The organism is Actinomyces gerencseriae DSM 6844, assembly GCF_000429265.1.
GTDB classification, from domain to species: Bacteria; Actinomycetota; Actinomycetes; order Actinomycetales; family Actinomycetaceae; genus Actinomyces; species Actinomyces gerencseriae.
Window position 1 is genome coordinate 95,154 of record NZ_KE386873.1, and the last position, 14,677, is coordinate 109,830.

14 protein-coding genes are annotated in these 14,677 nt (G+C 70.7%); 2 read left to right on the plus strand and 12 right to left on the minus strand.

Annotated features, from left to right (window positions below):
- Positions 1 to 234 precede the first annotated feature (234 nt).
- The 9 genes from G448_RS0113510 to G448_RS0113550 form a co-directional block, all read right to left on the minus strand.
- Entirely contained in the window at positions 235 to 1,017 is a 783-nt protein-coding gene (locus tag G448_RS0113510) for a TlpA family protein disulfide reductase (RefSeq protein WP_026408407.1), read from the minus strand.
- Positions 1,010 to 1,936 carry a c-type cytochrome biogenesis protein CcsB gene (gene ccsB / locus G448_RS0113515; RefSeq protein WP_026408408.1) on the minus strand — a complete coding sequence of 309 codons (927 nt, stop codon included), beginning with the start codon at positions 1,934 to 1,936 and terminating at the stop codon, positions 1,010 to 1,012. Before ccsB ends, G448_RS0113510 begins: the two co-directional genes overlap by 8 nt.
- Positions 1,929 to 3,425 (minus strand): cytochrome c biogenesis ResB family protein, encoded by a 1,497-nt coding sequence (locus G448_RS0113520; RefSeq protein ID WP_026408409.1) that lies wholly within the window; start codon positions 3,423 to 3,425, stop codon positions 1,929 to 1,931. The genes ccsB and G448_RS0113520 overlap by 8 nt, the downstream gene beginning before the upstream one ends.
- 10 nt (positions 3,426 to 3,435) lie before the next feature.
- Positions 3,436 to 4,131 carry a cytochrome c biogenesis CcdA family protein gene (locus G448_RS0113525; protein ID WP_026408410.1) on the minus strand — a complete coding sequence of 232 codons (696 nt, stop codon included), beginning with the start codon at positions 4,129 to 4,131 and terminating at the stop codon, positions 3,436 to 3,438.
- A gap of 2 nt (positions 4,132 to 4,133) precedes the next feature.
- Positions 4,134 to 5,219 carry a tetratricopeptide repeat protein gene (locus tag G448_RS0113530; RefSeq protein ID WP_026408411.1) on the minus strand — a complete coding sequence of 362 codons (1,086 nt, stop codon included), beginning with the start codon at positions 5,217 to 5,219 and terminating at the stop codon, positions 4,134 to 4,136.
- A 72-nt stretch (positions 5,220 to 5,291) separates the two neighbouring features.
- Positions 5,292 to 6,785, minus strand: a complete 1,494-nt coding sequence (locus tag G448_RS0113535) for an ammonia-forming cytochrome c nitrite reductase subunit c552 (protein ID WP_026408412.1) — start codon at positions 6,783 to 6,785, stop codon at positions 5,292 to 5,294.
- Positions 6,786 to 6,791: 6 nt separating this feature from the next.
- A complete protein-coding gene (nrfH, locus tag G448_RS0113540) occupies positions 6,792 to 7,289 on the minus strand; it encodes a cytochrome c nitrite reductase small subunit (RefSeq protein ID WP_026408413.1) in 498 nt (165 codons plus the stop codon).
- Positions 7,290 to 7,531: 242 nt separating this feature from the next.
- Positions 7,532 to 8,029, minus strand: a complete 498-nt coding sequence (gene tpx / locus G448_RS0113545; RefSeq protein WP_026408414.1) for a thiol peroxidase — start codon at positions 8,027 to 8,029, stop codon at positions 7,532 to 7,534.
- A 167-nt stretch (positions 8,030 to 8,196) separates the two neighbouring features.
- Positions 8,197 to 9,024, minus strand: a complete 828-nt coding sequence (locus G448_RS0113550; RefSeq protein WP_026408415.1) for an SDR family NAD(P)-dependent oxidoreductase — start codon at positions 9,022 to 9,024, stop codon at positions 8,197 to 8,199.
- A gap of 222 nt (positions 9,025 to 9,246) precedes the next feature.
- Between G448_RS0113550 and G448_RS0113555 the strand changes: the two genes are divergently transcribed.
- Complete coding sequence (locus G448_RS0113555) at positions 9,247 to 10,107, plus strand: exodeoxyribonuclease III (RefSeq protein ID WP_026408416.1); 861 nt, start codon at positions 9,247 to 9,249, stop codon at positions 10,105 to 10,107.
- A gap of 27 nt (positions 10,108 to 10,134) precedes the next feature.
- On the opposite strand, the gene G448_RS0113560 is transcribed toward G448_RS0113555, so the two are convergent.
- Both G448_RS0113560 and G448_RS0113565 read right to left on the minus strand, forming a co-directional pair.
- Positions 10,135 to 11,034 (minus strand): serine hydrolase domain-containing protein, encoded by a 900-nt coding sequence (locus tag G448_RS0113560; protein ID WP_084436833.1) that lies wholly within the window; start codon positions 11,032 to 11,034, stop codon positions 10,135 to 10,137.
- A 190-nt stretch (positions 11,035 to 11,224) separates the two neighbouring features.
- Positions 11,225 to 12,082: a nitroreductase family protein gene (locus G448_RS0113565; protein ID WP_034495454.1), complete on the minus strand. Its 858-nt coding sequence runs from the start codon at positions 12,080 to 12,082 to the stop codon at positions 11,225 to 11,227.
- 147 nt (positions 12,083 to 12,229) lie between these two features.
- On the opposite strand from G448_RS0113565, the gene G448_RS0113570 reads away from it, so the two are divergent.
- Positions 12,230 to 13,015, plus strand: a complete 786-nt coding sequence (locus tag G448_RS0113570) for a 3'-5' exonuclease (protein ID WP_034495575.1) — start codon at positions 12,230 to 12,232, stop codon at positions 13,013 to 13,015.
- Positions 13,016 to 13,161: 146 nt separating this feature from the next.
- Here G448_RS0113570 and G448_RS0113575 read toward each other — a convergent pair whose 3' ends face one another.
- Positions 13,162 to 14,289: a hypothetical protein gene (locus G448_RS0113575; RefSeq protein WP_026408420.1), complete on the minus strand. Its 1,128-nt coding sequence runs from the start codon at positions 14,287 to 14,289 to the stop codon at positions 13,162 to 13,164.
- Positions 14,290 to 14,677: the final 388 nt, after the last annotated feature.

Here is a 14,677-nt window from a genome sequence, read left to right on the forward strand (position 1 = left end):
ATCGGTCCGGTTCGGCTCGGTGTCCTCAAGACGTCGCGCTCCGGTCAAGCCGGCACGCCACCGTGCGACCTCGCGAGTCGGGCTTTTCGGCGCGAGTCGGGCGGCGGCGTCGTCGGACTCGCGCAGGAATGCCCGACTCGCGGCCCCGACTCCCGGGCGCGCCGCCGTCGGACCGATCTCGACGCGGAACCGGACCGATCTCGAGCCGGAACTCGACCGATCTCGGGATCGGGATCAGGGGGCCTTGAGCGCCTCGATCGACCGGGCCATCTGGTCGGGGCCGAGCAGCCCGACATGCGTCTCACGGACGACACCGTCGCCGTCGATGAAGAAGTGCGAGGGCACGCCCATGACCCCGTACGCGGCGGAGATCTCCTGGCTCTGATCGGCCACCTCGGTGAGGCCGCCACCGTCGCCACCGCTGCCGCCATGATCACCGCCGCGATTGCCAACACGATCGGAGTAGGAGCGCACCGCGGACGCGCTCTCCCCCACGTAGACCACGACGACCTGGACGTCGTCGCCGTGAGCGGTGACGGCATCCCGCACATCGGGCATCTCGGTGCGGCATCCCGTGCACCAGGTGGCGACGAACATCAGCCACACCGGCCTGCCCCGCAGCTCCGTCAGCGACACCTGCCGGGAGTCGATGTCGGTACCGGCGAAGGCCGGGGCGGCATCTCCCTGCGTCGGGGCCCTCTGCGCGCCCTCGACGTCCACCTGGGTGACCACGGCCGTCTCGGCCTGCGGGTCCTCGGAATCGTTCGGCTTGATCGCCCACCAGGCCGCGATGGCGATGGCGAAGGAGGTCACCAGGAGGACGGCGACCTGGCCGAACCCGGAGCGGCGGATCCTGGCCCGCCAGTCCGCCTTCGCCGAAGGCGTCGGTTCCTCCTCGACCGGAGGCTCTCCCACGGGCGCCGGCTCCGGCTCCCCGACCGGCCCGTCACCGGACCCGGGAAGCTCGACCGGATCGTCCACCGGCTCCCCGACCGGCTCCTCGTCGTGATCAGGCATAGGAGTGCAGGCCCCCGAAGAACAGGTTGCCGAGGTAGGTGAAGATGACGGCGCTGAAACCGAGGATGAGCAACCACGCCGACCTGGAGCCCCGCCAGCTGCGGGTCACCCGCGCGTGCAGGTAGGCGCCGTAGATCAGCCAGGTGACCAGGGCCGCGGTCTCCTTCGGGTCCCAGCCCCAGTAGCGGCCCCATGCGACATTGGCCCAGAGCGCGCCCAGGATGAGCATGAGCGTCAGCATCGGGAACGTGACGACCGTGGCCTTGTAGCCGAGGTCGTCGAGCACCTCCGGCCTGGGCCAGCCCTTCCACGTCACGTATGGCGAGAGCAGGTACATGACCGCGGCCGCGAAGGAGACCACCGCCGCTCCGTAGCCGATGGAGGCGGTGAGCACGTGCAGGGTGAGCAGCGGGGAGTTCTGCAGAGCCGGCATGAGCGGGCTCGGCTGGTAGGACAGCGTGGAGGCGTAGATGAGCATCGCCAGGATCACCGGTAGCACGATGATCGACACGGTGCGCACGCGGTAGCGCCACTCGAAGGACACCTGCGCGAGGATCATGCCCCAGGCGAAGGAGATGGCGAACTCGTAGTGGTTCGAGAAGGGGGCATGACCGGTGGCGATCGTCCGGATGACCAGCGACCCGGTCAGCAGCACCAGGCTCAACTGTGTGGACTTGGCGGCCCACCAGGTGACGGTGAATCGCTTGATCGGGGCATGACGGATGCCCCCGGTGACCGCCACCGTACGGTCGCCGTCACCAGTGTTGATGACCACCGTGCCGGTCGGCTCGGTGGCGACGGCCGCCGCCACCGCCGCCCGGGACATCCGGGCGGCGAAGAAGGCTCCCAGATAGGCGATGGTCGACACGACGACGAGCGTCGTGGTGATGAGCAGAAGGGCTTGGGAGTACTCAATCATTGGCTCGGGTCCTCTCATCGGCTCGGGTCATGTCGCTGCTGACGCGCACGGTCATGTCCGTGAAGAATCTGGTGAACCCGGAGTCCTGCCGATCCGGTGAGGCCATCTGGACGAGGGCCCCGTCATCGGTCTCGGTCACTCGCACCCACATCCGCTGGTGCCGGAAGAACATCGTCATGCAGGTGCCGACCATGAGCAGGACGAACCCGAACCACACGATCCCGATCCCCGGATCCTTCTTGACGATCATCCCGGTGAACTGCTGCTCCCGCTCGAAATCGAAGGTGTAGGCCCCCACGGTCGCGGGGACTCCCGTGTCGAGCACGGCCTCACCGACCGGGGTGCTGGTCTCGCCCTCGTGCACCTCGATCTTCATCTGGCCGGGCTCGATGCCGGTGCCGGTCTGGCCGGAGGCCGCCCCGATGACGAAGACGGTGTTGCCGTCGGGCAGGGTGGTGCGGCCGTAGGTGAGCTTCTTGTCACGGGTGGTCCGGTCCAGGGCGACGCCGTCGTGGAAGACCTCGGCGCCGGAGTCGTCGGTGATCGTCAGGACGGCGGCCACACCGAAGTAGGCCTGGTGGAACACGACGCCGTCGTAGCTCAGTGGTGAGTTGATGCGCACCTCCCGGTTGGCCACCTCCTCGCCGCCGTCGTAGATCGCCAGATCGGCCACGTAGTCCTTGGGGGAGCCGTCCTCGTAGTAGGTGTCCTGGAAACTCCTCGCCTCGGCCACCAGGGCGGTGCCGTGGCCGACATCCTTGGGGTGGCCGATGGTCAGCGTGAACTCCTGGTCGCTGAAGCCGGTGACCGAGGAGACGACGAAGCCGGCCATGATGATGACGAAGGCGGTGTGGGCGAACGCGGTGCCGAAGGGTCCCCAGCGGTTGCGGTCGATATAGGCGTTGCGCCCCGGTCCCCCGTCGTCGACGATGAACCGCATGCGGTGCCCGCGGGCATCGGCGCGAATGACCTGAAACGCCTTCTCGGCGCTGACCGGGGCGGTGAAGCGGGAGCGCAGCCGGGCCCGGTCGAAGAACCGGGCGGTCACCCTGGTGCGCGGGTGGCGGGCGGCGTTCCAGATGACCGGCAGCCGGTGCACGGTGCACGCGATGATCGACAGGGCCAGCAGCGCCATGACGACGAGGAACGGGACCGAGGAGAACATCGTGAAGACGCCGGCGGTGCGCAGGACGTCGGTCCAGCCGCCGAAGACGCTCCGGGCCGACTCCACCCACCGGGCAGCGGCCTCCGGGTCGCCCCTGACGGATGAGGGCATCTGCGGGAAGAGCACGCCGAGCAGAGAGAGCGTCCCGGCCAGCAGGAGGAGGACCAGACCGACGGCCTTCTTGTAGAAGAAGGCGTAGATCTGCATGAGGACCTGGCCGGGGGACAGGGCGGCCTGGTCGTCAAGACCGTCCATCGGACCGGAGCTGTCCGTCCGGTCCGGCTCGGGGGCCCGGTCCGGCCCGGAGATAGTGTCGTCGGTCATCCGTGTCTCCTCAGAGTCCGAACTGCGGGATCAGCCCGGCCAGCTTCGCGAACAGGTTGGTGATCATGAGAAAGCCGACGACCACCAGCAGGCCCCCGCTGGCCAGCGAGACGCCCGCGTGGTGGCGTCGGAACCAGTCGAAGCGCCTGGTGACCCCCGCCGACCCGAGGGCGACCGCGACGATGGGGACGCCGAGCCCCAGGCAGTACGCGACCATGAGGGAGATGCCCGACCAGGCGGTGGCGCTCATCGTCGCCAGGGCCAGAATGCCGCTGAGGATCGGGCCGATGCACGGGGTCCAGCCCGCGCCGAAGACGATGCCCATGAGGCCTGCGCGCAGCGCCGACGCCTCTCGCCCGCCGGACGGCATGGCGCCCCTGACCAGGGTGTCGAACAAGCCGATGCTCAGGAGCCCCGCCACGTGCAGACCCATGAGCACCAGGACGGCGCCGCCGATGATCCGGGCGTGCACCGCATAAGGGCCGAGCGAGCGCCCGATGAGCCCCATCGAGGCCCATACGGCGATGAAGACGGCGGAAAAACCCGCCACGAAGCACAGCGCATTGATCAGGGCAGCGCGCCCACTCACCCGTCGGGCGCCCGTGCCCACGAGCTGGCCGACGAAGGCCGGGACGATGGGGAGGAAGCAGGGCGACGCGAAGGAGACGAGTCCCGCGAGCAGGGCCACCGGAAGCGTGATCTCCACGGCTAGCCCCCGGTCGCCGCCGTCGGGGCCGCCGAGGCGGAACCCATCCGGCCCTGGTGGGCGCGGACGGACGCGGCCATGTCCGAGTCGGGTGCGATCGTGAGCACCTTGTTCCAGCACTCCGTCGCCCGCCCGGCGTCCGGCGGAGTGCGGGCCATGTAGAGGAGCCCCAGGTTGTACCAGGGCTCGGCGACGTCGGGGGCCAGCTCGGTCGCGCGGAGCCAGTGCTTCTCCGCGGCCTCGTACTGGTTCGACTGGTACTCCGCGACGCCGATGGTCAGGAGCGCGTCCAGGTTGTCGGGCTCGACGTCGAGGATCTGCTGCAGGTAGGTGATCGCATCCTGGTACAGGGCCGCCTTGAGGTACATCTCGCCCAGCTGCTGACGGGCCGAGACGTTCGTGGAATCCGCATCGGCCTCGGTCTTCAGCCTGGTCTCCTGCTCGGTGTCGACCGGTTCGGCCTCATCCATCTGGGCGATGGCGGAGGGATCCGCGCTGGAGGTGACCGCCGGATGGTTGGACGGCATCGTCATCTCGGAGGCGGCCCCGTCACCCGCCGTCTGCCCCATCTGCCGGATGATGATGACGACGGCGGCCGCCAGAAGCATGACCAGCACCAGGTTCACGCGGGAGACACCGGTCCTCCGCTGCAGCCTCGACGGCGTGCGGGGGCGGTTCCTGCTCTCTTCGCCAACCGTCCGAGCGGTTTCCGGGTCGGGTTCCGGTCCCTCATCATCGGCGAGCAGGTCCTCGACGTCCGCCGCCTCGCCGGGCTCGTCGCCATCGCCCGGACGCCCACCATCCGGGGGCTCACCGCCATCGGCCGCCGGCGGATCCGCAGCCTCGCCGGGCTCGTCGCGGTCGTCGCCACCCGTGCCAGTACCGACGCCCCCATCCGCGGACTCGGCACCATCCCGGCGCGACCGCTCATCCGGGGACTCGGGCTCGGCGTCCGGCGCGCCCGAGTCGTCGTCGCCGGCCGCCAACCCGGCCAGCTGCTCGTCGGCCCAGTGCCTCAGGTGCTCAGGAGCGGTGGCGAGGAAGGCCGCGAGCTCCTCCCGATCCACTCCGCCGTCCTCAGACCGCATCGTCCGCACCATTCCCCGTCGCCGCTCCCCTCTGCGTGACCGCGCTCGCCCACGGCCCCTTCCGAGGCCCCGTCACTTATCCCCGCTCGGCATGTGCTGCTCCGGCACCGCCGGGCCGACACCGTTGCTCACCTCGACGCCGCGCAGCGCCAGCTGGCCGGAGCGCGCCCAGTCGGTCGCCTGGTTGAGGATGGAGATCGAGTAGGCGGGGGCGTGGAAACCGCGTCCGTTCTCGGAGAACGAGTAGTCGACGACGAACTGGGCCTTGCGCTGGTAGTCGCGCGCCGCCGTCAACTGCTCCTCGGTGGCCGTGCCGTCGTTGGCAGCCGTGGTGATGTCGGTGATGAGCGAGTCCAGGGCGGTGAAGCTCACGTTCAGCGAGGTCTGCCAGCGGCCCTGGATGCCCTCGACCCGTTCTCTCATCTCGTCGGCGGTCGAGTGATGGCAGGTGAGGCAGGACGAGTTGATCGTGTCGTCGTTGGCCATCGGACTCATGATCTGGTGGTTCGAGACCTTGGCCGCACCCTCGCGGTTGTACGACATGTGGCAGTCGGCGCAGGTGACGCCGTTGGCCGCGTGAATGCCCTGCGACCAGGTCTCGAAGTCGGGGTGCTGCGCCTTGAGCACAGGGGCGCCGGACTCCTCGTGGGTGAAGTCGGTCCAGCCGACTTCGTCGTAGTAGCTCATCTCGTCGTAGACGGTCAGGCCGTTCTTCCACGGGAACGTGAGGGTCTTGCCCTCACCGGCGAAGTAGTACTCGACGTGGCACTGGGCGCACACGTACGTGCGCATCTCCTGGTTGGTGGCATCGCGGTTGACGTCGTAGTCGGCGATGCCCTCGGCGGCCTTGGCCCGCTTGATGCCGTCCGCGAATGCCGGGCGAGTGATCCTCAGCTCCATGGTCTGCGGGTCGTGGCAGTCGATGCAGGCGATGGATGACGAGGCGTGCTGGTAGGCCTCGTCATAGCTCAGCGCGTTCATGGCGTCGAATCCGGCCTGACGGTCGCCGTCGCCCAGCTCGTCGTAGACCTCGGGCATCGAGGCGTGGCAGTTCAGACAGGTGCCGGGCTGCTTGAAGCGCGCGGCGGTGCGCTCGGTGTACCGCTGGTCCTGGAGCGCCCACTCGTGACCGCGGGGCTCGGTGTAGTCCACGGCGAAGGCGTAGCCGCGCCACATCCTCTGGGCCCGGGTCTCGGAGTCGATGCGGGAGATCGTGTGGTACTCGCGCGGGTCGTCGGCGGTGGGATCGACCTTGACGAAGTCGCCGTCGGTGTCCTCGGCGGTCTTCTTGTACTGCTCGTACTCGATGGGGAAGTTCTCCCCCCACACGGCCGGGTCGTAGGTCGTGTCGGTCAGCTGGACCACCTGGGCGAAGGGGGACTTCGCCTCCTGCTTGTGCTCGAAGATCGTGATCAGCAGCCAGGTGAGAGCGGCCGACGCCATGGCGACGACGATCAGGACGGCGATCGGCACCCACCTCCTGCGCGGTCCGGTCCGGGTGACGGGCCCCTCCTCGGGCTCCTCATCCCCGGTCGCGCCGGTCGTCTCTGCCGCCTCGGTGCTCATGCCGCATCACCTCTTGTGGCCGACGCCGTCGTGACAGCGGATGCACGACACCGTCTCGCCCTTGCGAGTCGAACTGTTGGTGGCCTGGTCGACGAAGTCGCCGTGGCAGTAGAGGCAGGCCGCCTCGGTGATCTCGCGATTGTGCTCGCGGATCTGGATATTCTCCGGGTAGTTCTGGAAGGTGAACTTCAGCGAGTGCCAGAAGCCGTTGTCCGCCTTGTTGATGTACTTGTAGACGAGATTGTCGTGCGGCGCGTGGCAGGAGTTGCAGGTGGCCACATCATGGTGGCTGCCCCTCTGCCAGCCCTCGTACTCCTCCTGCATGGCGTGGCAGTTCGCGCAGGTGGCCGGATCATCGCCGAGGTAGCTGGTGACGCCCGAGTACTGGAGAGTGAAGACGCCCACCCCCAGGAGGACGCCCATCATCCCCGCGAGGGCGATCCCCGTCCATCCGGCGAAGGCATGCGTGAAGCCGCGCCACAACGACACGATGAGACGTATCACGCGGCCCCCCTTGCACTCCGTGACGACCATGCCCCGATCTCGTCGCGCGTCGTCGTCGATGCCGACACCCGCCGGGTACCACAAGGATAACACATCGTGTCGTAAAAATTGAGAGGAGGCCCCTGGGGCGACGCGTGCTCATTGGCCGCCTCGCGGCGGGACCCGGCGTCGGGGCGGCTCCGGGGGTCCGGCGCGGGCAGGGGCCGCCCGCACCGAGCTCCGGGGGAGGGCGGAGCGGCGGCTCAGGCCAGGGCCGCGACAGCCGCCTCGTAGTCGGGCTCCTCGCCGATCTCCGGAACCTGCTGGGCGTGGAGCACGGTCCCATCGGCGTCGAGCACGACCACCGCGCGCGAGAGCAGGCCCGCCAAGGGGCCGTCGGTCAGGGTGACGCCGTAGTCCTCGCCGAAGGTCGAGCGGAAGGCCGAGGCGGTGACGACGTCGTCGAGCCCCTCGGATCCGCAGAAACGAGCCTGAGCGAACGGCAGGTCCTTCGAGACGCAGACGACGGTCGTGTTGACCAGCCCCGCGGCGCGCTTGTTGAACTCGCGCACGCTCGTGGCGCACACGCCGGTGTCGACCGACGGGAAGATGTTGAGCACAACGCGGCGACCGCTCAGAGACTCGGACGCGAGCGGACCGAGGTCGGCGCCAACCAGCTCGAAGGCCGGGGCGTGCGAGCCGACAGCGGGCAGCTCGCCGATAGTGCGGACGGGAGAACCGTGGAACGTAATGGAAGCCATGCACTCATCATGGCACCCAATGGATTAAGCATCTAGTGAGATACAGAACCTTTGGGCGAGGTCGACCCGTCGGATCAGGTACGAGCCCCGGCTCCGCGCCGAGCGGGCCCTCTCGGTCCCCGCCTCCGGTGCGCCAGCGCCGCGCGGACGCCCCCGCGCGCGCGTCCTCAGTACTGCGTGCGCGCGCTGCCGTGCCCGGCCACGCGTCGCACGAACCAGCGCGGGGCGATCCGCAGAACGGCATTGGCGGTCCGGTATCGCACGCTCGGCGTGCAGATGACCCGCCCCCGGCGCACGGCATCCAGGGCGGCGCGCGCCACGTCCTCGGCCCGCAACCAGACGACGTCCGGCCAGGCCGTCTCGTCCATACCGGCCCGTTCGTGGAACTCGGTGCGGGTCAGACCCGGGTTCACCACGGTCGCCGTCACCCCGGTACCGCGCAGCTCGGAGACGAGTCCCTCTGTGAAGGTGCGCACCCAGGCCTTATGGGCGGCATAGGTCCCCATGGCCGTCAGCGCCGTGACGCTGGAGATATTGAGAATGGCGCCGTGCCCGCGCGCCACCATGCCCGGGAGCGCCGCATGGGTGAGTTCCATGACCGCGCTCACCATGACCGCCAGGGCGCGGCGCTCCTGTCGCAGATCGCCTCCGACGAAGACCTGCCCCACGGCGAACCCCGCGTTGTTGACGAGCAGGTCGATCGGACGGGCGGCGACATCGCCGACGCGTGCGTGCTCGGACGAGGACGTCGCGCGCGCCACGGTGGGCTCCAGCCGCAGTCGTTCGGCGACGGCGGTCAGGCCCTCGGAGGTGGACAGGTCCGCGGGCAGTACCTCGACGCCGACGCCGGCGACCTGGCAGAGCTGCTCGGCGACGGCGGTCAGGCTCTCCCGACTGCGCGCGACCAGGACCAGATCGTGGTGGGCCTCTGCCAGTTGCCACGCCAGCTCGAGCCCGATGCCGGAGGTGGCCCCGGTGATCAGTGCGGTTCCCATGGGACGAGCCTAGATGATCGAGTTGTGATCGTGCGTCAGTGAGCGGGCGTGGGCGGCACCGTGGAAGGAGCCCCGCACGGGACCCGGCCGCGCGGATTCATCCCGCCCCTCGGGGCATCCCAGCCAAACCCGCCGTGCGGGTTCGTCGGCAGCTCCTGTCGGAATGGGGGGCGCCACCCCGTGCGGGCCCCGGCCGCGCATCGCCGCCGCTACCCTGAGCGCATGCGCCTGGCCACCTGGAACGTCAACTCAGCCCGCACCCGCATCGACCGCATCATCGCCTTCCTGGACCGCCAGGACATCGACGTGCTGGCCATGCAGGAGATCAAGTGCAGGCCCGAGCAGTTCCCCCGCGAGGCCTTCGCGACCGCGGGATACGAGTTGGCCGTGCACGGCCTGGACCAGTGGAACGGAGTGGCGATCGCCTCGCGCGTGGGGCTCACCGACGTCGCCGCGTCCTTCCCCGGCCAACCCGCGTGGGCCAGGAAGGAGGATGCCCCCGCCGTCGTCGAGGCCCGAGCGCTCGGCGCGACCGTGGGCGCGCGAGCCGCCGACCGGACGGACTCGCCTGGAGCGACCGCGCCCGAGGCGGACGGGCCGACGTCGGGCCCGGTGCGGCTGTGGAGCCTGTACGTCCCCAACGGGAGGGAGCTCGACCACCCGCACTACCGGTACAAGCTGGCATGGCTGGCGGCACTGCGCGAGAGCGCGGGGCAGTGGCTGGCGGAGGACGCCGGGCAGTCGCTCGCGCTCGCCGGCGACTGGAACGTGGCACCGCAGGACGAGGACGTGTGGGACATGAGCGTCTTCGACGGGGCGACCCATGTCTCGGAGCCGGAACGAGCCGCCTTCCGGGCATTCGAGGAGGAGGGACTGAGCGAGGTGACCCGCGGGCGCGTCACCAACTACACCTACTGGGACTATCAGAAACTGCGCTTCCCGCGCAACGAGGGGATGCGCATCGACTTCGTCTACGGCTCCGCGGCGCTCGCCTCACGGGTGACCGGCGCGGCCATCGACCGCGACGAGCGCAAGGGCAAGGGCGCCTCCGACCACGTGCCCGTCATCATCGATCTCGACTGACATCGCCCGAGCGGAACGCGTCGGGGATCAGAGGGCGAGGATCTGGTCGCTCAGCTCGGGCCAGTGAGCCGCATGCGCTCGGCCGAAGGGTCGCGCACCCAGGAAGACCGCCTGACGCCGCGCCTCCGGGTCGACCCAGATGAAGGAGCCCGACTGCCCGAAGTGCCCGAACGTCGCCGGGCTGCTGGTCGTCCCCGTCCAGTGCGGACGCTTGCGACCGCGCACCTCCACACCCAGTCCGAAGTCATTGGGCGCCTGCCGCCCGTAGCCGGGCAGTATCCCGTCCAGCCCCGGGAACACCACCGACGTCGCCTCCCTCGCCGAGTCCGCACTGATCAGCCTCGGCGCGGCGAGCTCGCGGGCGAAGACCGCCAGATCGCGAGCGCTGCCCTCGCCCGAGTGCGCGGGCGATCCGGGCACGAGCACGCTGGACATGCCCAGCGGCTCCAGCACCGTCGTCTCGATCCACCTCTCAAGGGGCGTCGCCGTGGCCTCCTCGATCCGCTCGCCGAGGATCTCGATGCCGCGATTGGAGTAGATCCGCCGCGTCCCGGGCACGGCCAGAACGGCGTCGGAGTCGAAGGCGATGCCGCTGGCGTGCGCCAGGAGGTGGCGCACCGTGGCGCCCGTCAGGGCCGGGGCGGGCACGGCGCAGGAACCAGCCGGGGCGGGCACGGCGCAGGAACCAGCCGGGGCGGGCACGGCGCAGGAACCAGCCGGGGCGGGCACGGCGCAGGAACCAGCCATGCTGCGCGCCTCACCCGGCTGCGCCGGAGCCTCCAAGTCGAGCAGGCCGCGCTCCACGGCGACCAGCGCGCTCCAGGCCACGATCGGCTTGGTCACCGAGGCGAAGGGGAAGATCTCATCGACCTCCCCCGCCTCGGCCAGCACGCGCGTGCTCCCATCCGTCTCCAGCTCCGAGGCCATCACGGCCACGGGGAAGTCGAACGCGGCGAGCGCGGGCAGAGCGGTCGCCGCGGGGAGAGCCGCGGGCAGGGCAGCGGGCCTCCCCGCGGCCGCGCCCGTGAGCGGACCGGTTCCGTGCGCCGGGGCGGTCCCGCCCTCGGCCAGCGCGGATGAGCGGTGGAGTGAGGGGGAGGTCCGCGTCACGACCGACTCAGCTCAGGCACAGGAGCTGATCGTGAAGAACCTCCAGAACGGGTGCCCGAGAGGCCGCTCCCGCGCCCAGCGCTCGTGCGATCTGAGTGGTGAAGGAGTCCACGCGCCTGGAGGAGTCTCGCAGGTCGTAGTACTGCCCGACCTCGGCGTCGTAAGCGGTCAGCGCGTCGAGGTGGTCGTCGAGCTCCGGATAGGAGTCCGTCCCGACCACGATCTCGCGCGGCAGGCGGGGCTTGTACTGGGGGTCCTGGGCGGGGTGGCCGACGAGCAGACCGAGGACCGGGTATGTGCGCACGGGCAGATGGAGCGCCTCGATGACGCGCCGGACGTCACCGATGATCGAGCCGAGATAGGTCGTGCCGAGCCCGAGCGACTCGGCGGCGACGACGACGTTCTGCGCGGCGATGACGGCGTCCTCGACGCCCTGGAGGAACAGGGCGGTGCGCCCGAGGGGCTCGAGAGAAGCGCCGGCGCGCTCGCGCAGAAGGGCGTTGCGATGCAGATCGACGACGAAGACGAGGAGCTCGCCACGGTCCCCGCCGACGTAGGACTGGCCCGAGGCGAGATGGAGCTGCTCGCGCACGGCGGGGTCGAGGACGCGGATGACGGTGACCTGCTGCTGGAAGGACGCGGTGGCGGAGTGACGGGCGACGTCGAGCAGCGTGGTCACCGTGTCCTCGCCGAGGGGCTCGTCGGTGTAGGCGCGAATGGTGCGATGGGCGAGCTGAGCGGCGATGGTCGAGTTGGTGACGGGAGTCGTGGCGGGCACGCGCAGAGACGCGGGAGCGGACGTCGACGGCGTGGGCGCGTCGGCGGGCACGGGGGAGGGCGCAGGAGCGGGCACGGCATCGGTCATGCTCCGGAGCCTATCCCGGTTGCCGGACCGCGGGGCCAACACGGACCGACATGGTGGGGCGAGTTCGACGACGCCGTCTCCGACTCGCGCGGAGCAGCCCGACCGCGGATGGGGCCCTCGCGGATCGAGGCCTATACGATGCCGTCGATGCCCTTCTACCACCGCCCCGGCCGCGCGCTGCGCCCGCTGACCGCGCGAGCCTCCGCGCCCGCGGCGAGACGGGTCGAGACGCCGGTCGCAGTGAGCGCCGCCGAGGTGGGCTACGCGGTCATCGACCTGGAGACCACCGGCCTGTCCCCCGCCAGGGACCGCATTATCGAGATCGGTCTGGTACTTCTGGCGCCCGACGGCTCCACGCAGAGCAGCTGGACCACGCTGGTGGATCCCGGCGCGAGCGTCGACGTGGGCCCCACCTTCATCCACGGGCTCGTCGCCGACGATCTCATCGGTGCCCCGGGGCTGGCGGATATCGCCGACCTGCTCGTGCGCGATCTCGCCGGTCGCGCCGTCGTCGCCCACAACGCCCGCTTCGACGTCGGCTTCCTCACGCAGGCGCTGGGCTCGCTCGGCCATCTCAGTCGCGGGGCCCGCATCCCCCGGGTGTGCACCATGGAACTCGCCCGCACCTACATCGTCACCCCGTCGCGGCGCCTGGTGACGTGCTGCGAGGCGGCCGGCGTGCCGATCGGCAGCCACCACTGCGCACTGGACGACGCCCACGCCTCGGCCGGCCTGCTGCGCCGCTACATGTCCGTGGGCCGCGAGCGCGGCGATAGTCCCGTCGCCTGGTCACGATCCCTGGAGACGGCGGCGGCCTTCACCGCCTGGACATGGGACGAGGCCGCCGCCCGGGCGCAGGAGGACCGGCTGGTGCCCCGCAGCGGCCACGGCGTGCTGCGCCGACCGCGCGAGTTGCGGAGATCCATCGGCTGATCGACCGCTCGGGCACCGGACGACCTGCGCCGAGTCGGCCCGGTCCGACGGTCCAGGACCGACTCGCGCGCGTCATCGGGTGCGGCGACCACCGACCCGCGCCCCCGCCCGCCCAGGCGACCGACTCGCGCGCGTCGGGTCCGGGCTCAATCCAGGGCGACGAGGAACCCGTCGTCGTCCACCGCCACGCCGTGCGCGGCAGCGGCGAGCACCTGGGCGATCCGCTCGATGCGCTCGCGGGCGGCACCGCGGGCGCGTCGGGCCACCCGGGAGATCGTCTCGCCGCGAGCGTCGGCGGAGTCGCGCGGCAGCCAGATGACGCCGTAGGACACCACGCCCGCGGACGACGCCCAGGCCTCGCCCCGCACCGCCAGGGGCATCTCGTCGGTGCCCAGGACGCGCACCTCGATGGCGCCCCGGCTGGGGATGTCGGGATCGACGTCGGCGACGACGGCGTAACCGTCGCGCATCTCCTCGATCGGCTCGCCCGTGGCCAGAGCGCGGTCCTCGAGCTCCCCCACCTCGCGCCGCTGCTTCTCCGCCCGGCGCCACGCCTCATCCAGGACGTCCTCGCCGATGGACTCCACGAGTCGTTCCAGAGCCTCCTGACCGATGGCCTCCAGTCCGCCGGGGCCGAAGATGTTCGTGGCGTCCATGCGCAGGCTGGCACCGGGCGCCACCTCCCTGATGAGCGTCACCGACGCGTCCGGTGCGATCCACACGGGCGCGTAGACGGTCAGGGATGTGGACGTCTCCGGATCGGGGGTCAGGAGCACGGGCCGCGGCTTGCCTCCGGGGACCGCGGGGTCGCCCGCCAAGCGCAGCGCTCCGGCCAGACGACGGGCGATCGCCCGCAGCCGGGTCAGGGCGATGAGCTCGTTGCCGGTGGGCTGGGCCAGCGGGAAGGCGTCGGACAGTGCGTCGATGCCGGTGAGCGCGGCGGGCAAGGGGCCGCTGCGCGTCGGTTCGCACTCCAGCATCATGACCTGCGCGGCCCAGTCCGGCAGGCCGAGCATCCCCCGCAGCTCATCATCGACGGCCCAGGGCCCCTGAAGCTCGATGCCCGGGAGGAGCTGGAGGCGAGAGGCGCCGACCCATCCGGAGTGCAGGTCCTGGGACATGGCGAGGGCCTCGACCTCATCGGCGGTGATGTCCGCGGCCAGAACCAGCAGGTGGTGGGTATCGACACGTCCCACGGGCAGAGCGCCGAAGGCGGAGAAGGTGCCGGTCTCGGTGGGAAGGGACAGAGCGAGGTCGCCCGAGCCTATGCTCACAGCGGACGCGACTGCGCGGTCGCTGCTCGCAGCGGGCGCAGCCGCGTGCCCGCCGGCTCGACGGGCGGCGCTGGGGACCTCGCGGGCGGGGTTAGAGGCCCGACGGGCGGAACCGAGGGCCTCGCGAGAAGGGGCGGCGGTCCGAGGGGCGGAAGCGGAGGCCTCGCGGGCGGCAGACGGAGTCTCGCGGGCGGGGTTAGAGGCCCGACGGGCGGGAGCGGCGGCCCGACGACCTCTGCCGGCCCGACGGGACGCATCATCACCGCCCCCGGCAGAACCACCAGTCCCACGGACCGGACCGGCGGCCCGGCCCGTACCACCCCGGCGCCCCGTCCCTCGGGGCGCGTAGGCAGGAGCAGCGGCCTCGCGAGCGGGACCAGGGGTCTCA